Origin of the sequence: Streptomyces sp. NPDC005496, from assembly GCF_042872045.1 — a bacterium.
Lineage (GTDB): Bacteria > Actinomycetota > Actinomycetes > Streptomycetales > Streptomycetaceae > Streptomyces.
In genome coordinates this window covers 727549-754306 of the sequence record NZ_JBIAJQ010000004.1, presented here as the reverse complement: position 1 = coordinate 754306, position 26758 = coordinate 727549, and the positions used below count along the sequence as shown (strand labels likewise).

Here is a 26758-nt window from a genome sequence, read left to right as displayed (position 1 = left end):
TTGCGCGTACTGCTGACCGGACACCAGGGCTACCTCGGCACCGTGATGGCCCCGGTGCTCGCGGCCGCCGGACACGAGGTCGTCGGCCTCGACGCCGGACTGTTCGCCGACTGCGTCCTCGGCCCGGCGCCCGCCGACCCCGCGGGGCCGCGCGTGGACCTGCGCGACGTCACGGCCGAGCACGTCGCCGGGGTGGACGCGGTGATCCACCTGGCCGCGCTGTCCAACGACCCGCTGGGCTCGCTCGCGCCGGAACTCACCTACGACATCAACCACCACGCGTCCGTACGGCTCGCCCGGCTGGCGCGCGACGCCGGAGTGCGGCGCTTCCTGTACGCGTCGACCTGCTCCGTCTACGGTGCCGCCGGTGGCGGGGACCTCGTGGCCGAGGACGCCCCGCTGCGCCCGGTGACGCCGTACGCGGAGTCCAAGGTGCGGGTCGAGGACGACCTGCACGCCCTGGCCGACGGCGACTTCAGTCCCGTGTACATGCGCAACGCCACCGCGTTCGGCTACTCGCCCCGGCTGCGCGCCGACATCGTGCTGAACAACCTGGTGGGCCACGCCCTGCTGTCCGGCGAGGTCCTCGTGCTCTCCGACGGCACCCCCTGGCGCCCGCTGGTCCACGCCGCCGACATCGCGCGGGCCTTCACGGCGGCGCTCACCGCCCCGCGGGAGGCGGTGCACGACCGGGCGTTCAACATCGGCAGCGAGGTCAACAACGTCACCGTCGCCGAGATCGCCGAGCAGGTCGCCGCCGCGGTGCCCGGTTCGAAGGTGGTGATCACCGGCGAGAACGGTGCCGATCCGCGCTCGTACCGGGTGGACTTCTCGCGGTTCCGCGCCGCGGTGCCCGGCTTCGACTGCGAGTGGACGGTGAAGCAGGGCGCCCTCGAACTCGCCGACGCCTACCGCGAACACGGGCTGACGCGGGAGGACTTCGAGCGGCGCTTCACCCGGCTGGCCGTGCTGCGCGCGGCGACCGAGGCCGGTGCCGTCGACGACACCCTGCGGTGGCGCCGATGACCACGGCCGGCGAGGAGATGCACGCGCTGGTGAAGCGGCTGTACCCGCTGTGCCGGAGCATCACCGGCGACGGCGTGCGCGCCACCCTGGACATCGTCGGCGAGTACCTGCCGCTGCGGGTGCACGAGGTGCCGACCGGGACGCAGGTCCTCGACTGGACCGTGCCGCAGGAGTGGAACATCCGGGACGCGTACATCGCCGACGCCGAGGGCCGCCGGGTCGTCGACTTCGCCGCGTCCAGCCTGCACGTGCTGGGCTACAGCGTGCCCGTGTCGGCGACCATGCCGCTGACCGAGCTGCGCAAGCACCTGCACACACTGCCGGACCACCCCACGTGGGTGCCGTACCGCACCAGCTACTACCAGCCGGAGTGGGGGTTCTGCCTGTCCCAGGAGACCCTGGACGCCATGCCGGACGGCGACTACGAGGTGCGCGTCGACTCCACCCTGGAGGACGGCCACCTCACCTACGCCGAGCACGTGATCCCCGGGCAGGTCACCGACGAGGTGATCGTCTCCTGCCACGTCTGCCACCCGTCGCTGGCCAACGACAACCTGGCCGGCATCGCGGTGGCGACCTATCTGGCCCGGGCGCTGGCCGAGCGGACGCCGTACTACACCTACCGGTTCGTCTTCGCGCCCGGCACCATCGGGGCGATCACCTGGCTGGCCCGCAACAGGGAGCGGATCGACCGGGTCAAGCACGGCCTGGTGCTGGCCTGCGCGGGCGACTCGGGCCGGCTGACGTACAAGCAGAGCAGACGCGGCGACGCGGAGATCGACCGTGTCATGCGGCACGTGCTCACCGCCTCCGAACGCCCGCACCACATCACCGAGTTCACCCCCTACGGCTACGACGAGCGGCAGTACTGCTCGCCCGGGTTCGACCTCGGCGTGGGCTCGCTCAGCCGGACCCCCTACGCCGGGTACCCCGAGTACCACACCTCGGCGGACAACCCGGACTTCGTCTCCCCGGAGGCGATGGCGGACACCCTCGCCGTCTGCCGCGAGACCTTCGCCGTGCTGGACGCCAACCGGCGCTACCTCAACCTCAGCCCGTACGGCGAACCACAGCTGGGGCGGCGCGGGCTGTACGACTCGCTCGGCGGGCGCAGCGACGCCAAGCAGGCCCAGCTGGCCATGCTCTGGGTACTGAGCCTCTCCGACGGGGAGCACGGTCTGCTGGACGTGGCCGAGCGGTCCGGGCTGCCGTTCGACACGGTCGCCGGCGCGGCCGACGCCCTGCACGGCGCCGGGCTGATCAAGGCATGACCCCGATGACCACCGAGGGGGCGGATCCGCCGACGACGAAGACGCCGGCCGGATCCGCCCGGCGTGCCCTCGTCGGCCGGCTGTCCTGGGGGCTGGCCGACCAGGCGGCATCCAGCATGACCAACTTCGCGGTGGGCATCTACGTGGCCCGCTCGCTGGGGCTGACCGCGTTCGGCGTGTTCAGCCTCGCCTGGGTCACCTACGGCGTGGTGCTCAACGTCTCGCGCGGCCTGGCCACCGACCCGCTCGTGGTGCGCTTCAGCGGCGTGCCGCACGCGTCCTGGCGCGAGGCCGTGGCCCGGTCGTCGGGCATCGCGCTCGGCGTCGGCACCGTCCTCGGCGTGCTGTCCCTGGTGACCGGGCTCGCCGTCGGCGGGCGCGTCGGGTCCGCGTTCGCCTGCCTCGGCGTGGTCCTGCCGGGGCTGCTGCTCCAGGACGCCTGGCGGTTCGCGTTCTTCGCCGCGGGCACCGGCCGGAAGGCGTTCGTCAACGACCTCGTGTGGGGGGTCGCGCTCGTCCCCGCCATGGTGGTGGCCGCCCGCGTGGGCAGCGTCGGCGCGTTCGTGCTCGCCTGGGGCGCGTGCGCCGCGGTGGCCGCGGTCTACGGCTGCTTCCAGTCCGGCATCCGGCCCGGCCTGACCGGAGCACGCGACTGGCTGCGCGACCACCGCGACCTCGGCTACCGGTACCTGGTCGAGAACGTCAGCAACAGCGGCGCGAGCCAGCTGAGGGCGTACGGGCTCGGCGCCGTCGTCGGTGTCGGCGCGGTGGGGGTGATCCGGGGGGCGGAGCTGCTGCTCGGCCCGTTCCTCGCCCTGCTGATGGGGCTGTCGCTCGTCACCGTCGCGGAGGCGGCCCGGGTGCTGCGGCGGGCCCCGCACCGCCTCGCCGCGTTCTGCCTGCTGCTCGGCGGCGGGCAGGCCGCCGCCGCGCTGCTCTGGGGCGGCGCCCTGCTGCTGGTGCCGGACCGGGCGGGCGAGTTCGTGCTCGGCGGTGTCTGGGGCTCCGCCTCGGAGCTGATCGTGCCGGTCACGCTCGGCGTCGCGGGCGCCGGCCTCGGCACCGGCGCGGCGGCCGGGCTGCGAGCCCTCGGCGCCGCCCGGCGCAGTCTGCGCAGCCAGCTGATCGGCTCCGCCTGTTACGTCGCCGGCGGGCTCGGCGGGGCGGCCCTGGCCGGCACGGCCGGCTCCGCCTGGGGTGTCGCCGCCGCGACCGTCTGCGGCTCGGCCGTGTGGTGGCTGCACCTGCGGTCCGCCCTGCGCGAGCGCCACCACAACTCCGTTCCCGAAGTGAGGACTTCATGAGCGCCCAACCCAGGCTGAGCATCGGCCTGCCCGTGTACAACGGCGAGGAGTACCTCGCCGAGTCCCTCGACGCGCTGCTCGGCCAGACCTACGAGGACTTCGAACTGGTCATCTCCGACAACGCGTCGACCGACGGGACCGAGGACATCTGCCGCCGGTACGCCGCGAAGGACTCCCGCATCCGGTACATCCGGCTGCCCCGCAACATCGGCGCCGCCCCGAACCACAACTACGTCTTCACCGAGTGCCGCGGCGAGCTGTTCAAGTGGGCCTCGCACGACGACCTGTACGCACGGGACCTGCTGCTGCGCTGCGTCCAGGCGCTGGACGAGCGCCCGGACGTCGTCCTCGCGCACAGCGGACAGGCGGTCATCGACGGCGACGGCCAGGTGAAGGTCCCCTACGAGTACGGCCTCGCCACCGACTCCCCGCACGCGCCGGAGCGCTTCCGCAGCCTGCTCTTCGAGCCGGGCGGCGACGACTTCTACGGGGTGATGCGGGCCGACGTGCTGCGCCGGGTGAAGCCGCACGACAGCTACCACCACGCGGACCGCACCTTCGTCGCCGAGATCACCCTGCACGGGCCCTTCCACCAGGTGCCCGAGCTGCTGTACTTCCGCCGCGACCACCCGACCCGCGCCGAGCGGGCGAACCCCTCCAAGCGCTCCCGCTGCGTCAACCTGGACCCGCGCCGGGCGGGCCCGCTGCACCCGACGCCCCGGCTGCTCGCCGAGTACGTCTGGGGCTTCGTCTCGGCGATCCGGCGGGCGCCGCTGTCCCCGGCCGACCGCCGCGCGTGCTACCGCCACCTGGCCTCGTGGATGACCAGCCGGTTCCGGCCGGGCGCCGGCGAGCGCGTCGAGGACCGCGCACGGGTCGACCCGGCCCGCCTCACCGTCTCCGTGGACGCCCTCGTCGCCGGCCGCGAGGGGAGGCAGGCGTGACCGTCCCCGGCGAGACCCCGGTGCGCGTAGGGGTGTTCGGCCTGCTCGGCTCCGGCAACCTCGGCAACGACGGCTCGCTGGAGGCCGTGCTCGGCTACCTGCGTGCCCGGCACCCGGAGGCGCTCGTGGACGCGCTGTGCGGAGGGCCCGAGGAGGTGGCCACCCGGTACCGGATTCCCGCGACGCGGCTGCACTGGTACCGCGGGGAGTACCGCACCGCGTCACGCCTGGGCGCCGTCGCGGGCAAGGGCCTGGGCAAGCTCGTCGACGTCTTCCGCACCGCCGCCTGGGTGCGCCGGCACGACGTGGTGATCGTGCCCGGCATGGGCGTCCTGGAGGCCACGCTGCCGCTGCGGCCGTGGGGCTTCCCGTACTCGCTGTTCCTGCTGTGCGCCTCGGGCCGGCTGTTCGGGACCCGGGTGGCGCTGGTCGGCGTCGGCGCCGCCCCGATCGGCGACCGCGCCACCCGGGCCCTGGTGCGCTGGTCGGCGCGGCTGGCCGCGTACCGCTCGTACCGCGACACCCTGTCCCGCGACGCGCTGCGGGCCATGGGCGTGGACACCGCGCGCGACAAGGTCCACCCGGATCTCGCCTTCGCCCTCCCGGCGCCCTCGCCGAGCACGCCGTCGGGCGCTCCCGGGCCGGTCTGCGTCGGCGTCATGGACTTCCACGGCGGCAACGACGACCGGGCGCGGGCCGAGGAGATCCACCGCCGCTATCTCGACGGGACGACCCGCTTCGTCCGCGCCCTGGTCGAGGAGGGCCGGCCGGTGCGGCTGCTCACCGGCGACGACTGCGACGCCCCGGTGGCCGCAGCGATCGTCGACGCGGTCGGCTCGCCGCTGGTCACCGCCGCCGAGGCCACCTCCCTGGCCGACCTGATGAAGGAGACGGCGGCTGCCGACACCGTGGTGGCCACCCGCTACCACAACCTGGTCTGCGCGCTGAGGGCCGGCACACCGACCCTCGCCCTCAGCTACGCGGCGAAGAGCGACGCGCTGATGGCCCGGATGGGACTCGACGCGTACTGCCACCCGGCGCGCGAGATCGACGCCGACCGCCTGCTCGGCCAGTTCCGGGACCTGGAGGGCAGGTCGGCACAGCTGCGGCGGACCCTCGCCGAACGCAACCTGCTGGTGTCCCGCCAACTGGACGACCAGTTCACCGACTTGACCGCGGCCCTGTTCCCGGCGGCCGACCACACCCACGTCCTGCGGGAGGCCTCGTGAAGGCGACCGAAGTCCCGGCCATCGCCGGCGCGTTCCTGTTCGAGTCGACGCCCCACGCCGACGAGCGCGGCTTCTTCTGCCGCACCTTCGACGCCGACGTGGTCCGCTCCGTGGGGCTCGATCCGGACGCCTTCATCCAGGACAGCGTGTCCCGCTCGGTCCGGGGCGTCCTGCGCGGACTGCACCTGCGCTCCGGCGCCGGCGAGGCCAAGCTGGTGCGCTGCTCCTACGGACGGATCTTCGACGTGGTCGTGGACCTGCGGCCGGACTCGCCGACCTACCGCAACCGGGAGTTCTTCGAGCTGTCGGGCGACACACCCACGACCCTCTACATCCCGGCCGGATGCGCCCACGGCTTCCAGGCGCTGACCGAACCGGCCGACGTCACGTACCGGATCGACCGCCCGCACGATCCGGCGGAGGACGTGACGATCGCCTTCGACGACCCCGAACTCGCCATCCCCTGGCCGCTGCCGGCCACGTCCATGTCCAAGCGGGACCAGGAGGCGCCGAGCCTCGCCGAGGTCCTGAAGCAGAGAGAGAAGTGAGACCGGCGTGGACACCGAGAAGAGCGCGACCGCCGCGACCGCGGAGACCGAACGGGCTCGAGGGACAGCCGAGTTCGCGCTGCCCCGCTCGCAGGCGGCGAACGAGCGGCTGCACGCCCTGATCCCGGGCGGCGCGCACACCTACGCCAAGGGCGACGACCAGTACCCGGAGAACCTGGCCCCCGTCATCAGCCACGGCCGCGGCGCCCACGTGTGGGACGTCGACGGCAACCGGTACATCGAGTACGGCTCCGGTCTGCGGTCGGTCAGCCTCGGTCACGCCCATCCCCGCGTGCTGGAGGCGGTGCGACGGGAACTCGACCGCGGCAGCAACTTCGTCCGCCCGTCCATCGTCGAGGCGGAGGCGGCGGAGCGCTTCCTGGCCACCGTGCCGACGGCGGAGATGGTCAAGTTCGCGAAGAACGGCTCCGACGTCACCACCGCGGCGGTACGCCTCGCGCGCGCCGTCACCGGCCGGCCCAAGGTGGCCATCTGCGGCGACCACCCGTTCTTCTCGGTCGACGACTGGTTCATCGGCACCACGCCGATGTCCGCGGGTATCCCGGAGGCGATCACGGACCTCACCGTGGCGTTCCCCTACGGGGACCTGGCCGCCACGGAGGAACTGCTCACCCGGCACCGCGACGAGGTCGCCTGCCTGATCCTCGAACCCGCCGGTCACCGCGAGCCGCCGCCCGGCTACCTCGCCGGACTGCGCGAACTGGCCGACCGGCACGGATGCGTCCTGGTCTTCGACGAGATGATCACCGGCCTCCGCTGGTCGGAGGCGGGCGCCCAGGGCCTGTACGGCGTGGTCCCGGACCTCTCCACCTTCGGCAAGGCGCTGGGCAACGGGTTCGCCGTCTCCGCGCTGGCCGGGCGCCGCGACCTGATGGAGCTGGGCGGGCTGCGTCACGAGCAGGACCGGGTGTTCCTGCTGTCCACCACGCACGGGGCGGAGACGCACTCCCTGGCGGCCGCGATGGCCGTGCAGGCCACCTACACCGAGGAGGGCGTCACCGCGCGGCTGCACGCCCTCGGCGAGCGGCTGGCCGCCGGCGTCCGCGAAGCCGCGGCCGGCATGGGCGTCGGCGACCACGTCCTCGTCCGGGGCCGGGCCAGCAACCTGGTCTTCGCCACGCTCGACGAGAAGGGGCAGCCGTCGCAGCCGTACCGCACGCTGTTCCTGCACCGGCTCCTCGCGGGCGGGGTGCTGGCCCCGTCCTTCGTGGTGAGCAGCGCGCTCGACGACGACGACATCGATCACACCGTCGACGTGGTGGCCCAGGCGTGCGCGGTGTACCGGAAGGCACTGGACGCCGGTGACCCCACCCCCTGGCTGACCGGACGGCCCGTGAAGCCCGTGTTCCGCCGTCGGGCCTGACCTGACGTAACGTCAGTCACGGCGAACCGCTGCCTATTTGACGTTATGTCAGACAGTGGGCGCTGGGGGCCCCGGGGGTCTCGTCAGTGAGGTGCTCGCGGGCCGGAGTGGGCCGGGCGGTCGTCCACCCGGGCGTCCGCCCGGCCGCCGGGTCCGTCGGCCACCCGGTCGACGAGCCACGCGGTCGTCGGCACCACCGCCAGCGCGGTGCACCAGCCGCCGAGCACGTCGGTCGGGTAGTGGGCGCCGAGGGCGACCTGCGCCCACCCCATGGCGGCGCCGGCGACCAGCGCCACGGCGAGCACGAGTGACGCGCCCGCCCTCCTGCCGAGGCCGGGCCGGCCGGCCGCGAGGAGCGCCACCACCAGGGCCAGCGCGGTGAGGAAGGCGGTGTGCCCGCTCGGGTAGGAGAGGTTGTCGTCGCCGTGGATGGTGCGCCCCACCAGGTGCTTGAGCAGCGTCGCCGTGACCACGGCCGCACCGGAGGCGGCGACGGCGAGCACCGCCGCGCGAGGACGCCGGAGCAGCAGACAGCCCGCCACGACGACCACGACCAGCGCCGCCGCTCCGGCGGGCTCGCCGAGGAAGTCCGCGGCCAGGGCGACGCGCCGCCAGGGCGGCCCCACGCTGTCCGCCGTGGGCTCCACGAACCACCGGTCCACCGCGCCCGGTTCGCCGTGGCCGGCATACAGGACCCCGATGCCGGCGACCACCAGCACGGCGAGGCACGCGACCGGTCCGAGCCAGGAGCGCAGCGAGAGCGGCAGCACCGCGGGCGCCGGCCGGCCCTTCACGCGCCCACCGGGTACCGGCCCGGCCGGGCCGGTGTTCCGGTCCCTCCTGTCAGGTGATCCAACGCGTCCCCCCGTGTCGTCCGGCCCACCTCCCGGCGACCCTAACCCGCGCCCCGTTCCGCCGTTGACGCTCCGGGAGAACGCGGCCTCCCGGGCCGTACGGAACGGGAAGGCGACGCATCCCCCGGACTGTGCGGGGCAACAGTCCACATGACGGACAGGTCCACGCGGTTGCGGATGTCCACATGACGGGGCAAAGTACACACCGGCCGCACTCCGGCTCAAACCGCGAAGTCCCGCCGGAAGGCCCAGGTTTACAGCCGTGTCCGGGATCAGGGGCCCGATGCCACGGGCCGGCGGACGAACACCACGGCTTCAGCTTCAGCCCATGCTCGGTCCAAGGGGGAATGGATGGACGGCCTGAAGTCCGCTTGTACCGTGACCGGAACGCGGGTCTTACCGGCCCCGCACTCGGGGTCACGCGCCGGCGGATCACTTGCCACGCCGGTGTCCGCACGAGACGGCTCACGCTCATCGGTCGACCGCCGATGCCGCGGGCCCGTCCTCGTGGCCGGAGCACCGTGTACGCGCATACCCGCGGCCTGCGAGCCCGCCGCATGACGCGAGGGGAAGAGGGCCTGCGCTTTCAGGTGCTGGGGCCCGTCGCGGTGCGGTGCGGGGATGCCGCCGCCCGGCTGCCGAGCACCGTGGCGCGCCGTGTGCTCACCGTGCTGATGCTGTCCCCGGGCGAGGTGCTCAGCACCCCCCGGCTCGCCCGGGCGGTCTGGGGCACCTGCTGCCCGGCCACCGCCTCGAACCAGGTGCGCAAGGCGGTGGCCCAGCTCCGGCAGGCGATCCCCGGCGCGGGCGACTACCTCCTCACCGACGGCCCGAACTACCGGCTCGACGTGGGCGCAGCCGAGTCCGACCTGGTGGAGTTCAACCAACGGCGCCTGCGGGTCCGCAAGTTGACGGACGGCGGAGCGGACGAGGCCCAGGTGATCGGCGAACTGCAGGCGGCCCTCGCCCTGTTCCGCGGGCAGGTCGCGGCGGACGTCGTCGACGCCGACGAGCTGGACAACGGATCGATCCGCGCGGCCGCGCGCGTAGTGGAGGAGCGACGGCTGGCGGTGCAGAAGGAGTTGATCACCCTTCAGCTGCGCTCGTCGCCGCCCGCGCTGGTCATAGGGGATCTCCGGGACCTGGTGGCCCAGCACCCGCTGGCGGAGGACCTGCGGGCGCAGCTCATGCTCGCGCTGTCCCTCTCGGGGAGGCAGGCCGACGCGCTCGCCGAGTACGCCGAGATCCGCACCCTGCTCCGCGACGAGCTCGGGATCGATCCCGACCACTCGCTGGCACAGGTGCACAAGGCGGTCCTGCGCGGGGACGCGCTGGCCTACCTGCGGGCCGGCGCTCCCCCCGGATATCGGGGGCAGGACTCCGCGTCGAGGAGTGACGCGGGTAGACACCCGGCGGTGGCGCCCTCCCGCGGGGCACGTATCCGCCCCACCTGCACCCTGCCCCACGGTCTCACCGACTTCGTCGGCCGCCGCCAGGAGGTCGACGCCCTGCTGCGGACCGCCAGGGAGGGCTCGCGGGGTTCCGGGCCGCTGCTGATCTGCGTCGACGGCATGGGCGGCATCGGCAAGACGGCACTCGCCCTGCACACGGCGCACCGGCTGGCCCAGGACTATCCGGACGGCCAGTTCTACGTCGACCTGCACGGGTTCAGCCCGGGGGAGGGGCCCCGTGAGCCGGCCGAGGTCCTGCACGTGCTGCTCCGCTCGCTGGGCACCGAGGCGGCGCGCATCCCCGCGGACCTCGACACCCAGGTGGCCATGTGGCGTGCCCTGCTGGCCGAGTCCAAGGTGCTGCTGGTGCTCGACAACGCGGCGAGCGAGGCGCAGATCGTGTCGCTGCTGCCACCAGGCAACGGCTCCCTCGCCCTGATCACCAGCCGGCGCCGTCTCTACGGCCTGGACGGCACCGAACCCTGCCCGGTCTCCCGGATGAGCGACGCGGACTCCAGGACGCTCGTCGAGCGGCTGCTGGGGGACGGCCTGGACCCGGAGGCCACCCGGCGGCTCGTCGCACACTGCGGCGGACTCCCGCTGGCGCTGCGGCTGGCCGCAGCCAAACTGCGCAGCCGCCCCACCTGGAATCTGTCCCACCTGGTGGAGCGCCTGGACGACATGCAGCGGCGTCCCGCCGAACTGAAGGCGGGTGACCGCAGTGTCCGTTCGGTGCTCCAGCTCTCCTTCGAGACCCTGACCGACGCGCAACGGGACGCGCTGGGCGTGCTGACGCTGCTGCCGGACGCGAGCCTGGACGCGTACGAGGCGGCCGCCCTGCTCGGCACCAGCCCGCCCGAGGCCGAACTCCTCCTGGAGAGCCTGCTCGACGTCAACCTCCTGGAGCAGCCCCGTCTCGGCCGCTACTCCCTGCACGGACTCGTGGCCGGTGTCACGGCGGGCATGGGCGAGGTCAAGTGGCTGCTGCGCAGCGACAGGCGGCGCTCGGCGCTCCGCCGGCTGCTGGACTACCACCTGGCGGTCAGCGACCGCAGTTGCACGCTCCTCGGCCGCAAGGACCCGGAGACCGACGCCCGCGTGGACACCGTCCCGTACCTCCCCGAGATCGAGAGCCGGGAGGAGGCGACGGAGATCTGCGAGAGAGAGTCACCCGCGATGCTGGCGGCACTGTGCACGGCCCGGCACGAGGGGTTCTTCGTGCCGGCCGCGCAACTCGCGCACAACCTGCGGTTCGTCCTGGCGCCGGACGGCTGCCAGGCCTTCGACCAGGGCGCGGCGTACGGCGACGCGGCACGGCCGCCGAAGGAGTCCGAGATGTTCCGGGCGGCGCTGCTCGGCCTCGCCGCCGCGTGCCGGCGGACCGGGCTGATCGAGCAGAGCAGGACCCTGGCGAGCGAGGCGCTGAACATCACCGTGTCCCGCAGGCCCCGGTGGGGGAGCCCCGTGCCGCACTCCGCGGGCGCGGTGCGGCCGGGGCGTGCCGCGGGCCGGGCGGGGTCGCGGTGAAGGCGCCGCCGGTCACCGCGGAGCGGGCTGAAGCCTGACGGGGATGCTGCGGTACGCGCGGAAGGTGACGCTGGGACGGCGCTCGACCGCGCCCGCCGCGACCGGGGTGGCCGGTGCGTGCGCCAGCCACCGCAGCACCGCACGCCCTTCCACCTGGGCCAGCGCCGCACCCAGGCAGTGGTGGACACCGCCGCCGAAGCTCACGTGCGGGTTGGGGTCGCGGGTGATGTCGAGCTCCCCGGGGCGGGCGAACCGGGCCGGATCGTGGTTGGCGGAGCCGAGGAGCAGCACCAGGATGCGGCCGGCGCGCACGGTCCGGCCGTCGATCTCCACCGGCTCCCGCACGTAGCGTGCGGTGGCCTGGATCGGCGCGTCGTAGCGCAGGAACTCCTCCACGGCAGGGACCGCCAGCTCCGGACGGGCCCGCAGCAGGGTGAGCTGCCCCGGGTGCCGCAGCAGCGCCGAGAAGATCGTGGAGATCAGGTTGGTGGTGGTCTCGAAGCCCGCGAAGAACAGGAAGACCACGTTGTCCACCAGCGTCTCGCGGTCGAAGCCGGGATGGGTGCGCCGGGCGGCCAGCAGGTTGCTCACCAGATCGTCGGTGGGACGCCGGGCCCGTTCGTCCACCAGGGCCGAGACGTAGGACCGGAGCCAGGTGACCGCCTCGTGCGCCGACGCCCGCTCCTCCGGGGGGACGTAGAGGGCGAACGCCTTGGCCAGCTCCACGGCGTACGGCCGCACCGCGGCCCGGTCCACGTCCGGGATGCCGATCAGCTCGCACACCACGGTGACCGGCAGCGGGAAGGCCAGGTCGCCGACCACGTCGAGCACCCCGCCGGGGCCCGCGCGTTCCCGGGCCTCGGCCATCAGCCGGTCCACCTGGGTGGCGACGTAGTCCTCCAGCCGGCGCATCAGCTTCGGGCTGAACGAACGCTGCATGATCCCGCGCAGGAAGGTGTGCGCGGGTGCGTCCTGGTCCAGCACGATCCGCTTCAGGAAGTCGTTGGCGGGTCCGGCGCCGGTGGAGAACTCGTGGTACTCGGGCGGGTATTCGTGCCCGAGCCGGCGGTCCTTGAGCAGCAGGCTGACGTCCCGGTGGTGCGAGACGACCCACTGGCCGGCGGCGCCGCGGGCCAGCCGGCCGGCGGCGCGCAGATCGGCGTACACCCGGTAGGGGTCCGCGACCACGGCGGGGTCGCGGGAGTCGAACCTGGCGGGCAGCGTGCGCATGCGGCCGGCACCTCCTGTGGCTGGCGCGTGGTGTCCCGTGAGCCTGCCAGCTCCGCGGCGGGGTCGCGGGAACCTGTCGTCAGTCCTTCACGGCCGCCCGCCGCCACCCGCCGGGCTCCCACACTGGGCGGGCCGGGGAACGACCTGACCACACGGCCGAGCACCCGCGGGTGCCGGGAGGTGACGCAGCGTTGAAGAGCGTGCTGAACATGCCGCGCTTCCTGCTGGACGACGCACGGGCGATGCGTGACCCCTATCCGGTCTACCGCCGCCTGCGCGACCACGGCCCGGTCTGCCGGGGCGGCCCGGGGCAGTGGGTCTTCCCGCGGTACGAGGAGGTCTCCGCGCTGCTGCGCGACCCGCGGCTGGGCCGGGAGTTCCCCGAGGAGTACCAGGAGATGTCGGTGGGCGCGGGACCGGCCAACGACTACCTGCGGCGCATCGTCGTCGACCGTGACCGGCCCGACCACACGCGGCTGCGCCGGCTGCTGGTCAAGTCGCTGAGCCCCGCGATGGTCCGCGGCATGCGCGAACCCGTCGGCCGGCTCGTGGACGGGCTGCTGGACCGGTTCGCCGACGAGGGCCGCTTCGACCTCGTCCGGGACCTGGCCGTGCCCGTACCGATGATGGTGATGAGCGAACTGCTCGACATCCCCCGCCCCGACCGTGCCGACATCGCCCGCCTGTCCACCTCGCTGGCCCAGGCGTTCGCGGTCTTCATCCCGGAGGACAAGCGCCGCGAGGCGCACAGTGCCGTGGTCGAGCTGCGGGAGTACATGGTCGGACTCCTGCGCGAGCGCAGGCGCCGGCCGGGCGAGGACCTGCTGTCGCGGATGATCACCGCGGTCAGGGAGGGCGAGGAGCCGCTGACCGACGAGGAGATCATCGACAACGCGCTGTTCGTCTACTACGCCGGCTTCGAGACGACGACCAACGCGATCGCCACCGGCGGCGACCTGTTCCTCCGGCAGCCGCACACGCAGCGGCAGTTGCGCGCCGACCCGGGCATCGTCGGCAGCGCGGTGGAGGAGTTCCTGCGCTACGACGCGCCGATCCACGCGACCACCCGGATGGCCGTCGAGCCCGTCGAGGTCGCCGGCCTGACGATCCGCAAGGGGCGGGTGGTGGTGCTGCTGCTGGCCTCCGCCAACCACGACGAGAGGGTGTTCCGCGACCCGGCCCGCGCCGACCTGACCAGGTCGCCGAACGCGCACCTGAGCTTCGGCGGCGGGGTGCACCTGTGCCTCGGCGCGGCGCTGGCGCGGGTCGAGGGCGCGGTGGTCTTCGAGCGGCTGGTCACCCGCTTCGCGGACATCGAGTCCGCCGGTGAGGGCCTGTGGGAGCCCAGCGAGGGCGGCTTCCGGTTCCCCTACTGGGCCCACCGCGGCATGCCGGTCGCGGTGCGCCCCGCCTGACCCGGGCGGGGCAGCGAGCCCACCGGTGCGGCGATCGCGGTCACCACGACGCCGGGACCGGCCGCCCAGCGCCCCCGCAGAGCCGGGAAGCCGGTGGTGGCGGCGTCGAAGTCCGCGTCGGTCCGGCGCACCCGCCGGGCACCGCCCGCCACCGGCCGCACCGTGAACCACCCGCGGTGCCGGCCGCCTTCGAGGACGGCCTCGGCGTCGTCGAAGCCCAGCCAGCACCCCATCGCGGGATACCAGACCTTGTAGTACGACTCCTTGGCACTGAAGAGGAGCCGGCACCACGGCACGTCCGGCTCCGCCGCCGCCAGCGCGTCCAGGTGGGCCCGCTCGGCCGCCGAGGCCACCTGGGCCAGCACCCGGGCGGGCAGCGGGGCGCGCGGTTCCGCGTCGATGCCCAGCCCGTCGGCGTCACGGGTCCGCGCCACCGCCGCCGCCCGGTAGCCGGGGCAGTGCGTCAGGGAGCCGACCGTCCCGGCCGGCCAACGGGGCGCCCCGCCGGCACCGCGCGCCAGCGGTACGGGTGCTTCGCCCAGCTCGGCCAGGCAGGCGCGCGCCAGCCGCCGCACGGTCGCGTACTCGGCCCGCCGTCGCGCCGACGCGCCCGCCACCTGCCGCAGTTCGGGCTCGAAGAGGCCGGGGCCGGTCAGCTCGCCGCCGCTCGACCGGGCCGCCGTGCCGGCCGGCAGCAGCGCGCGGATCAACCGGCCGCCACCGCGGCCCGCAGCGCGACCTTGTCGATCTTCCCGACCGGGGTCCGCGGCAGCACCGGCAGCTCGCGGACCTCGTCGGGCAGCTTGAACGCGGCCAGCCCCCGGCCGGCCAGATACCGCTTGATCTCCACCAGCGAAGGCGCCCGCCCGGCGCCGCCGCCCGGTACCACGAACGCCAGCACGGCCTCGCCGAGTTCGGGGTCCGGGCGGGCCACCACCGCGGCGTCCTCGATGGCCTCGTGCCCGCGCAGGTGCCCCTCCACCTCGTCCGCCGACACCTTCTCGCCGCCCCGGTTGATCACGTCCTTGGCGCGGCCGACGACGACCAGGTTGCCCTCGGGCGTGAGCCTGGCCAGATCGCCGGTGCGGAAGAAGCCGTCCGGCGTGAACGAGGCCGCGTTCGCCTCGGGCGCGTTCCAGTAGCCCTTGATCGTGTACGGCCCGCGAGTCACCAGCTCGCCCACCGCGCCGGCCGGCACCTCGCGCAACTCCTCGTCGACCAGGCGCAGTTCGTCGAGTTCGGACAGCGGCCGGCCCTCGGTCGCGTGCACCACCTCGTCCGGATCGTCGAGGCGGGTGTAGGTGAGCAGCCCCTCGCCGATGCCGAACCAGTTGGAGATCCGGCAGCCGAGCGCGGACTGCGTGCGGCCCGCGGCCTGCTCGTCGAACTTGGAACTGCCCACCTGAAGTACCACCGACTTCATGTCCACCGGGCGGACAGCGGCGGCACGGGACCACAGTGCCGCGAGAGCGGGCACCACCGTGGTGTGGGTGACCCCCTCCTTGCCGATCAGCGGGAACACCTCGTCGGGGGAGGGGCTCGCGGCCAGGACGGCCTTGCCGCCCACCAGCAGCGCGCCGAGCACGCCCGGGCATCCCAGCGCGGCGTTGTGCGCCGCCGGGTTCGCGGCCAGGTAGACGCTGTCGGCACCGAACTCCAGGGCCTCGGCGCAGGCGGCGATGTTGAAGACGTAGTCGTCGTGCGTACGCGGGATCAGCTTGGGCTTGCCCGTACTGCCACCGCTGAGCAGCAGGAACGCGACACCGGACGGATCGACGCGGGGGAGCGGTCCGGCTCCGGCGCCCTGGGCGCGAATCCGCTCCAGCGGGGTGAACTCCTCACCGTCGCCGGCCACGACCACCGTCCGCACCCCGGGGAGGGCCGCCGCGTGGCGGGCGAGGGTGCGGTAGTCGAAGCCCTGGAAGCGGTCCGTGGTGACGTAGCCGACCGCGCCGGACGCCTCGATCAGGTGCCGCACCTCGTTCGTGCGGTGCCCGGGCAGCGCGAACACCGGGATGATGCCGGCGCGGAACATCCCGACCGTCACGGTGAGGAACTCGACGACGTTCGGCAGCTGGACCATGACCCGGTCCCCGGGGTTCACCCCCCGGGCCAGGAGCCCGCGGGCGATCTCGTCCGCCTCGGCGCGCACTTGACCGTGGGTCACCCGGCGCCTGCGGTCCACGGCGGCCGTCCGGTCGGGAGTGGTCCCGGCCGCGGCGGTCAGCGCGTCGCCCAGCGGGACCCCCCGCCAGATCCCGGCGGCCCGGTAGCGGGCGGCGTCCTCGTCGCTCCACGGCGTGAACTCATCCATGGGCGCCAGTGTTCCGGCCCGCCCGGCCGGGACGCCCGGGACGAACAGAGCCGTGAAAGAGACGACGGCCCTCCCCGCGATCGCTCCTAGTGTCACCAGCGTCGCCGAGGAGACGCCGGCCCCCAGGGGCGCCCCACGAAGGAGTGGCAGATGAGCCGACCCCCCACGCTCCGAGCCCGCACGGACGTGCCCCGCACGCTCGGCTGGCTCGACGCGCCCCGCCACGACACCGGGGTCGAGATGTTCGACGAGGTCTCCCACACCTACCGGCCCTACCCGGACATCGCCGCGGCGGCCCTCCGGATCTCGGGAGGGCTGATCGCGGAGGGCGTGCCGCGCGGGGCGGTCGTGCCGCTGCTCTGCTCCACCGGGCCCGACCTGATCGCCGCCTTCTACGGCGTGCAGGCCGCCGGCTGCGTGGTGAGCGTGCTGGCGCCGCCCACCCGGGTGTCCGGGGAGGCCGGCCGCGCGCACACCCGTGCCGTCGTCGCCGCCGTGGACGCCGGCGCGGTGGTGGTGGAGGCCGCCCACCGCGACCACCTCGTGGAGGTACTCGCCGAGGCCGGGCCGCGCACCCGGGTGCTGCTCCTGGAAGAGCTCGCCGAGGCCGCGCCCGGCCGTCGCGCCCCGGACGAACGCGCCCTGGTCCAGTTCACGTCGGGCAGCTCCGGACGGCCCCGCGGGGTGCGGATCAGCCACGCCGCACTCGACGCGAACACCGCCGCGATCCGAGCCTGGGAGCAGGCCGGCCCCGACGACTCCTGGTGCTCGTGGCTGCCGATGCACCACGACATGGGACTCATCGGCTGCCTGGTGGTGCCGGTCTCGGGCAACAACCGGCTGGCCGTGTGCAGGCCCGAGACCTTCCTCCGGCACCCGATGGCCTACGTCACGCGTTTCGACGCCAACCGGGTCGCCCAGCCCGCCACGATCACCGCCACCCCGGCGTTCGGACTGCGGCGGATCGTGGACAAGATCGGTCACGCCGACCTGGCGGGCGCGGACCTGTCCCGCACCCGGGCCGTGATCGTCGCGGCCGAACGCGTCGACCCCGCGGTCGTGGACCGCTTCACCGAACTGATGCGGCCCCACGGGCTGGCACCCACCGCCCTCACCACCGCCTACGGCCTCGCCGAGAGCACGCTCGCCGTCACGGGAGTCCCGGTCGACCGGACCCCGCGCGCGGTCCGCGTGCACCGGGACGACCTGCGGGTGGGAGCGAGGGTCCGGCTGCTCGCCGAGACCCCGGAGCACGAAGGCACCGGCGACAGCGTGCAGGTGATCAGCTGCGGAAGTGCCCTGGAGGGCCTGTCGGTTCAGGTGGTCGACGACGACGGGCGGCCGCTGCCCGAGGGCCACGCCGGCGAACTGGTGGTCACCGGCACCTCACTGGCCGACGGCTACCTCGCGGCGGCCCCCGGCCGGGGCACCGCCTTCGAGGACGGCCGGCTCCTCACCCGCGACGTCGCCTTCGAGCTGGGCGGCGAGTTCTACGTGCTGGGACGGCTCGGCGACAGCGTCAAGGTCCACGCCCGCTCCCTCTTCGCCGAGGACGTCGAGCTGATGCTCGGACAGGCCGGACTCGACCTCAGCCGGGTCTGTGTCGTGCTGGGCGAGGCCGGCGGCCGAGCGCACGCCGTGGCCGTACTGGAGGACCTCGGCCCGCGCGCCGCGGAGGTGGCCGAGGACGTGCTCGCCGCCGCCTGCCCCGGCACCCGCCGACGCGTGGCCCGGGTGCCGCGCGGCGCGATCCCGCGCACCAGCAGCGGCAAGAGCCGCCGCCCGCAGCTGTGGCAGCACCTCCGCCGGGAGCACCTCCTCGACCAGGTGCCCGCCACGACCGACACCCCCGCCTGACCGGGCCGGAGAACAGGAGACCCCATGCCCTACTCCAGTGAAGAGGTGCGCGAGACCGTGCTCGCGATCATCGAGCAACTCGCCCCCGAACGGGAGCGGTTCGAAGCGGGCAAGGACATGCGGCTGGTCGAGGACCTCGGTTTCCACTCCCTCGCCCTGCTGGAGATGGCCTTCGCGATCGAGGACGACTTCGACCTGCCGCCCATCGACGAGAAGACGGGCCGCTCCATCCAGACCACGGAACAGGTCCTCGCCTACGTCCTGAGCCAGGTGGAGGTCAGGACACCGTCGTGACCGCGCCCACCGACCGAGCACGACGCCACGAAGGAGCCACGATGACCGAGGCGATCTCCCTCTCGGACCTCACCAAGCGATTCGGTGACCAGACCGCACTGGACCGGGTGTGCTTGCGGATACCGGCCGGGACCGTGGTGGGCCTGCTCGGCCCGAACGGCGCCGGCAAGACCACCCTGATCAACTGCCTGACCACGCTGCTCCAGCCCGACGGCGGCAGCGTCCGCGTCCTCGGCCACGACCCGGAGACCGAACCCTCCCTGGTGCGCGCCAACATCGCCGTCACCGGGCAGTTCGCCGCCCTGGACGAGCAGATCAGCCCACGCGAGAACCTGGTGTTCTTCGGCCGGCTGCTGGGACTGAGCCGCGGCGAGGCGCAAGGGCGGGCGGGGGAGATGCTGGAGCGCTTCGAGCTGGCGGAGGCCGCCCACACCCCGGTGGGATACCTCTCCGGCGGCATGCGCCGGCGCCTCGACCTCGCGGTCAGTCTCGTGGTCCCCCGGCCGGTGCTGGTGCTCGACGAACCGACCACGGGCCTCGACCCGCGCAGCCGCAAGCTCCTGTGGGACATGGTCAGGGCCGAGGCCCGCCGCGGGGTGGCCGTCCTGCTCACCACCCAGTACCTGGACGAGGCCGACCAGCTCGCCGACCGCATCGTCGTCATCGACAAGGGCCGGGTGCTCGCGGACGGCTCCTCGGACGAACTCAAGCGCGACGTCGGCGGCATCATGTGCCGGCTCACCCTGACCGGCGGCGCCGACCCCGAAGCGGTCCGCCACGCACTGCGCGACCTGCCCGGCGCGGTGGCCGAGGGCGACAAGGTCACCGTACCGATGTCCCACCCGGAGGAGATCGCCGCCGTGATCGGCCGGCTCGACGGCACGGGACTGCGGATCGCCGACATCGAGGTCACGCGGCCGACCCTCGACGAGGTGTTCTTCGCGCTCACCGAGCCGCTGGAGCGGGAGGCCACCCGATGAGCACCGCGTCCGACGTCACGGGCGTGCCCGCCGCACCCGTCCCGGGCCGCCCGGCCGGCTGGCAGCACGACTTCCACGTGCTCTTCGACCGGCTGCGCACCCGCTCGTTCTCGCGCGCCGGCCTGATCGCCACCGTGGTGCAACCGCTCCTCTTCTTCGCCATCTTCTACTGCACCTTCGCGCGGATGCTGGACGAACAGGGCATCGGCTTCGGCCGGTTCGTGACCCCCACCGTGCTGGTGCAGGCGCTGATGTTCGTGGCCATCGGCAGCGCCACCGAACTGGCCGCCGACCGCTCCAGCGGCGTCTTCACCCGCCTGCTCACCAGCCCGGTCGACATGCGCGCGATGAGTCTGGCGCACCTGGGCGTGGTGGCGCTCCAGGGCCTGCTGTCGACCGTCGTGATCGCGCTCGCCGGGCACCTGGCCGGCTTCCGCTTCGACCAGGGTGTGCTCGCCGCGCTGGCGTTCGTCGCGTTCGCCGTGGCGTTCACCGTGGCACTGTCGCTGGCCACGGCCACCATCGCGCTGCGCCTGCGCAACCTGGAGGCGCTCAGCGCGGTGCTGCACCTGCCGTACCTGCCCCTGCTGGTGCTCTCCACCGGCTTCGTCGAGGCCGACCTCTTCCCCGGCTGGCTCCAGCCGATCGTCTCGGCCTCGCCCGTGTCCGGGGTGATCGACGCGCTGCGCGCCCTCTCGACCACCGAGCCGACCTGGGGTGCCGTCCTGCCCGGACTCGCCTGGCTGGTGGCCCTGCTCGCCCTCTTCTCGTGGACCACGACCGCCGCGTTCAGGAAGGTGGCCGTCCGATGACCGTGCAGTCGCCGGGGCCGGTCGCACCCACCGCGCCGCCGTCCCCCTCACCCGAGCCGGCCACCCTCACCGTCGCCTGCGCCGTCATCGCCGGCCGGGTCGTCCGCCAGTTCGTCCGCAACCGGATGATGCTCATCGTCACCGTCGCGTTTCCGCTGCTTCAGCTCTTCATGCTGCTGGCCGCGTTCAACGTGCTCGTACGCGACACCCAGGACGTCGACTACGTGCAGCGGCTGGCTCCGCTGATCGTGCTCACCACGGCGTTCTCCTCGATCCTCACCACCGCGATCGCCCTGTGGAGCGACATCCGCAGCGGGGTGTTCAACCGGCTGCGCGCGATGCCGCTGGACATGCGCGCCTACGTGTTCGGCCGGATCGGCGGGGACTTCGTACGGATCATGGGGGTCGCCGTACTGGTGACCCTGATCGCCCACACCGTCGGCTTCCGGTTCTCCCGAGGACCGCTCGCCGTCCTCGGCTTCTTCGGGATCGTGGCGCTGTTCGGGATGATGTGCAGCGCGCTGGCCGTCGCCGTCGCGCTCGTCGCCCAGCACCCGGGCATCATCGTGCGCTACGTGCAGATGCCCACCCTCGTGCTGACCCTGATGTCCAGCGGTTACGTGCCCCTGGAGGCCTTCCCTCACTGGATCCGGCCCGCGGTGAGCGCCAACCCGGTCTCGCTGGCCTCCGACGCACTGGCGTCCCTGGCCCGGGAGGGGGCGCTGACGGTGCCGGTGCTCGGTACCGCGGCCTGGGCCCTCGGCGTCACGGCCGTGTGCACCGTCGTCGCCACCCGCCGCTTCGCGACGCTCGTGAAGCGGGGCTGACCGTGGCGGACATCGTCGTGCTGGGCGCCGGGGTGGCCGGCCTCGGCCTCGCGGCGTTCGCCGCCCGCCGCGGCCACCGGGTGACGCTCGTCGAGCGGGACGGCCCGCCACCGGAGGGCGGTGCGCACGCCGAGGTGGCCGGCTGGGAACGGCGCGGTGTGCCGCACGCCCGCCAGGGGCACGCCCTGCTGGGGCTCGGCATCGGCGTGCTGCGCGAGGAGTGCCCCGAGGTGCTGGCGGACCTGACCGGCCGCGGCGCGGTGCCCGTGACGCTGGAGACGGGGAACGGCGATCTCGGCCTGCTGTGCCGGCGGCTCGTCTTCGAGGCCGCCCTCAGGCGTCGGGCCGCCGCCGATCCGGCGGTCACGCTGTTGCGTGACCGGGCCACCGGCCTGCTCTGTGCCGGGGCGCCGGACGGCATCCCCCACGTGGACGGCGTCCGCCTCGCGGAGACCGGTGAGGTGACCGCCGACGTGGTGCTGGACGCGACCGGCCGCAGATCCGCCGCGGCGGCCTGGCTGACCGCGATCGGAGGCGCCCCTCCCCGCGAGCGGGCCCAGGCGTGCGGCTTCTCCTACATCGCCCAGGAGTTCGCGCTGAGGGAGGGCGGGCGGTTCCCGTCCCTGCGGGCGCCGGTGGTGCACGAACTCGACTTCGCCACGGTGCTGGCCTTCCCCGGTGACAACGGCCGCTTCCACCTGTCCACGACGGTGTCCTCCCACGACCCCGCGCGAAGGAGACTGCTCGACCGCGCGGTCTACCTCCGCTTCCTGGCCAGCGTGGCTCCGGTGCGGGACTGGCTCGACGGGGCGACCCCGGTCGGCGACCCCCTGCCGATGGCCGGCCTGGAGAACCGCTACCGGTCGCTGACGGCTGGCGGCGCCCCACTGGTCACCGGCTACGCCCTGGTGGGCGACGCGTGCGCCCAGACCAACCCCACCTTCGGCCGCGGCGTCTCGCTCGGCCTGGCCCACGCCCGGACCGTCGCCGACCAACTCGGCCGGCTCGGACAGGAGCCGGCCGCCTGGGCCCTGGAGACCCACGCGTCCACCGACCGGTGCCTGGGGCAGTGGTTCGAGCAGCAGGTCGCCACCGACGCCGCCCGCCTCGCCGAACTCGCCGGCGGTTCGCACGACGACTCGCTGACCTCCCGCGTCCTCACCGCCCTGGCCGTCCTGCGCGAGGACGACGAGCACGTCCGCGTCGCCGCCGAGCGCGTCTACCACATGCTGCTCACCCCCGCGGAGCTGATGAGGGACCGCAAGGTGGCCCGCCGCGTGCTCGCGTTCGTGCGCGAACACCCCGACCTGAGCCGCGACCGCGTCGGACCCAGTCGTCAGGACTTCGAGCGCCTGCTCACCGGCTGAGCGCCCACAGAAGGGAACACCATGAAAGTCACCCTGCCCACGGACGTCACGCTGAGCTACGACTTCTACGGGCCCGAGGACGGGCCGGTGGTCGTGCTCGTGCCCGGCCAGCACCAGGCGTCCCTGTTCGAGACCATGCAGGTGCCGCAGCTGACGAAGGCCGGCTACCGGGTCGTCACCTTCGACCTGCGCGGAGTGCATCCCTCGGAGGAGACCCCTCCGCCGTACACGGTGGAACTGCTCGGACAGGACCTCGCCGCGCTCAACGAGGCCCTGGAGCTCGGCCCTTGCACCTACATCGGCTACTCGGTGGGCGCGATGATCCTGCTGGAGCTCGCGATGAAGCGCCCCGACCTGATCGAGCGGGCCGCGCTCATCGGGGTGCCGTGGAAGCCCGGCAAGCTGCAACAGGCCATCCAGGCCGAGGCGGTGGACCGGCTCAAGAACGGCCACAAGGTCCCGGCCCTGCTGGAGGGCACCTTCCGCGCGATGTACCTCTTCGGGCCGCGCGCGCTCAACCGCGACCAGTTCATCGCGCCCTATCTCGACGGACTGGCGGGCCTCGCGGAGTCGGGCGGTCACGGCGCCATCGGCCATGCCGAGGCGAGCACCGCCTTCCGGCCCTCCGACGAGGAAGTGGCCCGGGTCCGCGTGCCGTTGCTCGTCGTCGGGATGGAGCACGACATCGTCGCGCCCCGGCACCTGTCGCGGGAGCTGGCGGACCTGATCCCCACCGCCGAGTACACCGAGATCCGCAACTGCGGCCACGCCTCCCTGCTGGAGAAGCCCACCGAGGTCAACGCGCTGGTCGCCGACTACCTGCGCTCGGGCAAGGTCGGCGTCCCGCGCGGCTCGCGCCGGCCCTCCGAGGACGGGCCCCAGGAGCCCTGACCGCCGGTCGCGTCCGTACGGTTCCCGGTCTCCTTGTCCGGCGCCGGGAACCGTACGGACGCCACCGGTCGTTCACCGCGGGCGCGGCGTGAGCCGGTACAGCCGGTGGAACGGGTGCCCCACGTCGATCACCCGGGTCTCCAGGCCCGCCTCGGCGGCGTACGCGCGCACGGTGTCCGGGCGCATCACCGTGCCGGTGGCCGCGCTCGGTGTCCGGCTCATCCCGACCGGCAGGCAGTGCAGCACGCTGACGGCGTAGTGGAAGCGTTCGCTGTCCGGGGCGGCCGGCGTGAACCGCTCTCCGACGGACGGCTCCATCAGCAGCACCGTCCCGCCGGGAGCCAGCAGCCGGCGGCAGGCCCGGAGCACGTCGACGGGTGCGGACATGTCGTGCAGCGCGTCGAACACGCAGACCAGGGTGTGCCCGGCCGGTTCGGCTCCGCCGGCGTCACCGGTGCTGAAGCGCACCCGCTCGGACAGCTGCTCTCCGGGACCGGCCGCGGCGAGGTTCGCCTCGGCGTCCCGGATCGACGCCTCGTCCAGGTCGATCCCGTGCACCAGCGCGTCGGGGAACATCCGGGCCAGCGCCAGGGTGGACAGTCCGGAGCCGCAGGCCACGTCGGCGATGCTGCTTCCGGGCACGCGCAACCGGGCGTCGACGTCGGGCAGATGCCGGCTGATCCAGCCCGGCAGATGGTGCTCGAAGACCCCGCGGTTCAGGCCCGCCTGGCCACCGCGCAGGGCGTCCCCGTAGGCCGCGTAGGGCAGTCCTCGGCGCTCGCGGTAGGCCTCCACCAGCTGCGGCAGCACGGCGGCCATGCCGCCGACGGGCATCACCACCAGCGGTGCGATCCAGTTCGGGCTGTCGGCGTCGAGCAGGGCCTCGGCGTGGGCCGGAGGCAGGGTGAACCGCCGTGCCTCCGGTGCGGCTCCGGGCGCGTCGACGGTGAGGACACCGGCGCAGGTCTGCTGTTCCAGCCACTCCCGGACCATCCGGGGGTCGAGACCGCTCTCCTCGGCCACCCGCGCGGCCGTGGCGGGGCCGGTGCGGCGCAGTGCCGCGTACAGCCCCAGTTCCAGGCCCAGGAAGCAGGTCATCAGTTCGGCCGAGGCGAGCCCGGCGCCGAAGAGGCGTACGGAGAAGGCCTGCGCGGACTCGGAGGATTCGGCGGCGGGCCCGCCCCGCTGTCCGGGCAGCGTGCCGGAACCGGAACGGGGAGCCGCGGAGCGGGCTCCGGGAGGGGTGTGACGGAATGCGGGGGACACGGCGGTCAGAGGTGGGCGAGGACGTTGACGACATTGCCGTCGGCGTCCCGGTAGAAGAAGCGGCGGACGCCCCACTCCTCGTCCGCCGGGCCGTACACGATCTCCAGGCCGGCGGCGCGGGCTCCCGCCAGTGCCGCGTCCAGGTCCTCCACCTCGATGGAGGCCGAGGGGTTCACCGGCCCGGTGGGGTCCTTGGTGATCAGGCTGACCTGCACGGAGTGGTCCGTGGGCGGGGCGAGGGTGGCGATCCAGCCGTGATTCATGATCACCTCCATCCCGGTGACCCTGATGTGGGCGGCTACTGCGGATTCGAGATCACTGACCGTGAGCAGCGGCATCGCGCGGAGTGCAGACATGTGCGCCAGCGTAACCAGCACTCCCCGCGCGCCGAGGCGCCTTTCCACCCTCTTTCACCCCCGCGTCGGGCGCTGTCCCGCGGCCGTACGTTCGGTCTCCATCGGCCCCCTCGCACGAGCCCGACGCGCCGGCCGAACCCGCCAACCGCATGAGGAGGACTGACGTGGGACTCGTCACCGCGACCGGTAAGGCCATCCCGGAATCCAAGCTCGCGGAGCTGAGTGAGGCGATCAGGGGCCGGACCATCACCGCACAGGACGCCGACTACGACGAGCGCAAGCAGATCTGGAACGGCTACTTCCAGAAGAACCCCGGGGCGATCGTGCAGGTCGACGGCGCCTCCGACGTCGTCAAGGTGGTCGACTTCGCGCGCGAGAACGGCATCGAGCTGGCGATCAAGGGCGGCGGGCACTGCTTCGCCGGCACCGGCACCGTCGAGGGCGGACTGCTGCTGGACACCTCGCGGCTGCGCGGCATCCGGGTGGACCCCGCGAAGCGCCGGCTGACCGTCCAGCCGGGACTCGAACAGGGCGACGTGGACGCCGAGACGACCAGCTTCGGCCTGGCCGTCACCGGCTCCCAGGAGTCGTACATCGGCATCGGCGGTCTCACCCTCGGCGGCGGCCTCGGCTGGCTCGCCCGCTACCGCGGCCTGCTCGTGGACAACCTGGTCTCCGCCGACCTCGTGCTCGCCGACGGTCGACTGGTGACCACCACCGAGCAGGACCACCCCGACCTCTTCTGGGCGATCCGCGGGGGCGGTGGCAACTTCGGCGTGGCCACCCGCTTCGAGTTCGACCTCCACCCGCAGGGCGACTGCATGGCGGGCCTGCTCGCCTTCCCCATCGACCAGACGGTCCAAGTGGCCCGGCGGCTCGACGAGTTCAACCGGAGCGCCCCCGACGAGCTGACCACCTCCTTCGCCTTCCTCACCGCCCCGGGCGGCGAGCCGGCGATCGGCCTGGGCTTCGTGCACGCGGCTCCCGACGACTCCACCGAGAGCCTCATCGGGCAGATGCGCGGGCTGGGCACCGGCGCGCTGCTGGACCACTGCGGGGCGATGCCCTACGTGGCGGTGCAGCGGATGCTCGACGAGAACACCGTCGCCGGCCACCGGTACTACCCGCGTTCCTTCCTCCTGCCGGAACTGCGCGACGAGCCGCTGCAAATCCTGGCCGACGGGTTCGTCAACGCCCCCTCCGAACGGAGCCTGGTCGGCGGTGGCCTGATGGGCGGAGTGATGTCGAACGTGCCCGCGGCGCAGACCCCGTTCCTGCACCGCGAGGGCTACCTGACCAGCATCCTCACCTCCTGGACCGACCCGGCCAAGGACCAGGAGGCGGTCGAGTGGACCGAGAAGGTCTACGCGGAACTGCTGCCGTACACCACCGGCGCGGTCTACGCCAACCACCTCGGGGCCGACTCCGCGGAGCGGATCGAGGACGCCTACGGCTCCAACTACGAGCGGCTGACCCGGATCAAGGCCGCCTACGACCCCGACAACTTCTTCCACACCAACAACAACATCAAGCCCGCGAGCTGAAGGCCGCCGGCGGTCCCGGGCGGGTGCCCGTCCCCCGGGGCCGCCGGCCCGGCGCACGACGGCGCCC

General features: G+C 73.5%; 23 protein-coding genes. 17 read left to right on the top strand and 6 right to left on the bottom strand.

Annotation, left to right across the window (positions count from 1 at the left end):
• The 7 genes from ACFYQQ_RS15650 to ACFYQQ_RS15620 all read left to right on the top strand — a co-directional run bounded on the left by ACFYQQ_RS15650 (nt 1) and on the right by ACFYQQ_RS15620 (nt 7706).
• Nucleotides 1-1026: an SDR family oxidoreductase gene (locus ACFYQQ_RS15650; RefSeq protein ID WP_355783273.1), complete on the top strand. Its 1026-nt coding sequence runs from the start codon at nt 1-3 to the stop codon at nt 1024-1026.
• Nucleotides 1023-2297, top strand: a complete 1275-nt coding sequence (locus ACFYQQ_RS15645; RefSeq protein WP_355783270.1) for a DUF4910 domain-containing protein — start codon at nt 1023-1025, stop codon at nt 2295-2297. The genes ACFYQQ_RS15650 and ACFYQQ_RS15645 overlap by 4 nt, the downstream gene beginning before the upstream one ends.
• Nucleotides 2294-3601, top strand: a complete 1308-nt coding sequence (locus tag ACFYQQ_RS15640; RefSeq protein WP_356164555.1) for a hypothetical protein — start codon at nt 2294-2296, stop codon at nt 3599-3601. The genes ACFYQQ_RS15645 and ACFYQQ_RS15640 overlap by 4 nt, the downstream gene beginning before the upstream one ends.
• Nucleotides 3598-4545, top strand: a complete 948-nt coding sequence (locus ACFYQQ_RS15635; RefSeq protein ID WP_356164553.1) for a glycosyltransferase family 2 protein — start codon at nt 3598-3600, stop codon at nt 4543-4545. The genes ACFYQQ_RS15640 and ACFYQQ_RS15635 overlap by 4 nt, the downstream gene beginning before the upstream one ends.
• The gene (locus ACFYQQ_RS15630; protein ID WP_356164551.1) at nt 4542-5774 is read left to right on the top strand and encodes a polysaccharide pyruvyl transferase family protein; all 1233 of its coding nucleotides are present in this window, start codon (nt 4542-4544) and stop codon (nt 5772-5774) included. The genes ACFYQQ_RS15635 and ACFYQQ_RS15630 overlap by 4 nt, the downstream gene beginning before the upstream one ends.
• On the top strand, nt 5771-6322 hold the full coding sequence (locus ACFYQQ_RS15625) for a dTDP-4-dehydrorhamnose 3,5-epimerase family protein (protein WP_355793901.1): 552 nt from the start codon (nt 5771-5773) through the stop codon (nt 6320-6322). Before ACFYQQ_RS15630 ends, ACFYQQ_RS15625 begins: the two co-directional genes overlap by 4 nt.
• A 79-nt stretch (nt 6323-6401) precedes the next feature.
• Nucleotides 6402-7706, top strand: a complete 1305-nt coding sequence (locus tag ACFYQQ_RS15620) for a glutamate-1-semialdehyde 2,1-aminomutase (RefSeq protein WP_355793903.1) — start codon at nt 6402-6404, stop codon at nt 7704-7706.
• A gap of 83 nt (nt 7707-7789) precedes the next feature.
• Here the strand turns inward: ACFYQQ_RS15620 and ACFYQQ_RS15615 are convergent, their stop codons facing one another.
• The gene (locus ACFYQQ_RS15615) at nt 7790-8500 is read right to left on the bottom strand and encodes a phosphatase PAP2 family protein (RefSeq protein WP_388904769.1); all 711 of its coding nucleotides are present in this window, start codon (nt 8498-8500) and stop codon (nt 7790-7792) included.
• Nucleotides 8501-9117: 617 nt separating this feature from the next.
• Between ACFYQQ_RS15615 and ACFYQQ_RS15610 the strand changes: the two genes are divergently transcribed.
• On the top strand, nt 9118-11538 hold the full coding sequence (locus ACFYQQ_RS15610; protein WP_388904768.1) for a BTAD domain-containing putative transcriptional regulator: 2421 nt from the start codon (nt 9118-9120) through the stop codon (nt 11536-11538).
• Between the two features lie 12 nt (nt 11539-11550).
• Here the strand turns inward: ACFYQQ_RS15610 and ACFYQQ_RS15605 are convergent, their stop codons facing one another.
• Nucleotides 11551-12768, bottom strand: a complete 1218-nt coding sequence (locus ACFYQQ_RS15605) for a cytochrome P450 (protein ID WP_388904767.1) — start codon at nt 12766-12768, stop codon at nt 11551-11553.
• A 200-nt stretch (nt 12769-12968) separates the two neighbouring features.
• Here ACFYQQ_RS15605 and ACFYQQ_RS15600 point away from each other — a divergent pair, with 200 nt between their 5' ends.
• The gene (locus ACFYQQ_RS15600) at nt 12969-14183 is read left to right on the top strand and encodes a cytochrome P450 (RefSeq protein ID WP_355782076.1); all 1215 of its coding nucleotides are present in this window, start codon (nt 12969-12971) and stop codon (nt 14181-14183) included.
• Here the strand turns inward: ACFYQQ_RS15600 and ACFYQQ_RS15595 are convergent.
• Nucleotides 14138-14893 carry a 4'-phosphopantetheinyl transferase superfamily protein gene (locus ACFYQQ_RS15595; protein ID WP_356164543.1) on the bottom strand — a complete coding sequence of 252 codons (756 nt, stop codon included), beginning with the start codon at nt 14891-14893 and terminating at the stop codon, nt 14138-14140. The two genes, ACFYQQ_RS15600 and ACFYQQ_RS15595, sit on opposite strands and share 46 nt — an antisense overlap.
• Nucleotides 14890-16497, bottom strand: a complete 1608-nt coding sequence (locus ACFYQQ_RS15590; protein ID WP_356164541.1) for an AMP-binding protein — start codon at nt 16495-16497, stop codon at nt 14890-14892. The genes ACFYQQ_RS15595 and ACFYQQ_RS15590 overlap by 4 nt, the downstream gene beginning before the upstream one ends.
• A 150-nt stretch (nt 16498-16647) precedes the next feature.
• On the opposite strand from ACFYQQ_RS15590, the gene ACFYQQ_RS15585 reads away from it, so the two are divergent.
• Genes ACFYQQ_RS15585 through ACFYQQ_RS15555 form a run of 7 tightly spaced genes read left to right on the top strand, consistent with a single transcriptional unit; the run spans nt 16648 to nt 23525 of the window.
• Nucleotides 16648-18354 carry an AMP-binding protein gene (locus tag ACFYQQ_RS15585; protein ID WP_356164537.1) on the top strand — a complete coding sequence of 569 codons (1707 nt, stop codon included), beginning with the start codon at nt 16648-16650 and terminating at the stop codon, nt 18352-18354.
• A gap of 24 nt (nt 18355-18378) precedes the next feature.
• Nucleotides 18379-18648, top strand: coding sequence for a hypothetical protein (locus ACFYQQ_RS15580; RefSeq protein WP_355793514.1), 270 nt, complete (start codon nt 18379-18381; stop codon nt 18646-18648).
• A 41-nt stretch (nt 18649-18689) separates the two neighbouring features.
• Nucleotides 18690-19628 carry an ATP-binding cassette domain-containing protein gene (locus tag ACFYQQ_RS15575; RefSeq protein ID WP_355793512.1) on the top strand — a complete coding sequence of 313 codons (939 nt, stop codon included), beginning with the start codon at nt 18690-18692 and terminating at the stop codon, nt 19626-19628.
• Nucleotides 19625-20440, top strand: a complete 816-nt coding sequence (locus ACFYQQ_RS15570; protein ID WP_355793510.1) for an ABC transporter permease — start codon at nt 19625-19627, stop codon at nt 20438-20440. Before ACFYQQ_RS15575 ends, ACFYQQ_RS15570 begins: the two co-directional genes overlap by 4 nt.
• Nucleotides 20437-21267, top strand: coding sequence for an ABC transporter permease (locus ACFYQQ_RS15565; protein ID WP_355793508.1), 831 nt, complete (start codon nt 20437-20439; stop codon nt 21265-21267). Before ACFYQQ_RS15570 ends, ACFYQQ_RS15565 begins: the two co-directional genes overlap by 4 nt.
• Nucleotides 21268-21269: 2 nt before the next feature.
• Nucleotides 21270-22634 carry an FAD-dependent oxidoreductase gene (locus tag ACFYQQ_RS15560; protein ID WP_356164532.1) on the top strand — a complete coding sequence of 455 codons (1365 nt, stop codon included), beginning with the start codon at nt 21270-21272 and terminating at the stop codon, nt 22632-22634.
• 21 nt (nt 22635-22655) lie between these two features.
• Nucleotides 22656-23525 carry an alpha/beta hydrolase gene (locus ACFYQQ_RS15555; RefSeq protein ID WP_356164530.1) on the top strand — a complete coding sequence of 290 codons (870 nt, stop codon included), beginning with the start codon at nt 22656-22658 and terminating at the stop codon, nt 23523-23525.
• A 72-nt stretch (nt 23526-23597) separates the two neighbouring features.
• Here the strand turns inward: ACFYQQ_RS15555 and ACFYQQ_RS15550 are convergent, their stop codons facing one another.
• Nucleotides 23598-24791 carry a class I SAM-dependent methyltransferase gene (locus tag ACFYQQ_RS15550; RefSeq protein ID WP_388904766.1) on the bottom strand — a complete coding sequence of 398 codons (1194 nt, stop codon included), beginning with the start codon at nt 24789-24791 and terminating at the stop codon, nt 23598-23600.
• Between the two features lie 5 nt (nt 24792-24796).
• Nucleotides 24797-25129: a VOC family protein gene (locus ACFYQQ_RS15545; protein WP_355793407.1), complete on the bottom strand. Its 333-nt coding sequence runs from the start codon at nt 25127-25129 to the stop codon at nt 24797-24799.
• Between the two features lie 182 nt (nt 25130-25311).
• Here ACFYQQ_RS15545 and ACFYQQ_RS15540 point away from each other — a divergent pair, with 182 nt between their 5' ends.
• Nucleotides 25312-26691, top strand: coding sequence for an FAD-binding oxidoreductase (locus ACFYQQ_RS15540; protein WP_355793403.1), 1380 nt, complete (start codon nt 25312-25314; stop codon nt 26689-26691).
• The last annotated feature ends 67 nt before the right edge of the window (nt 26692-26758 follow it).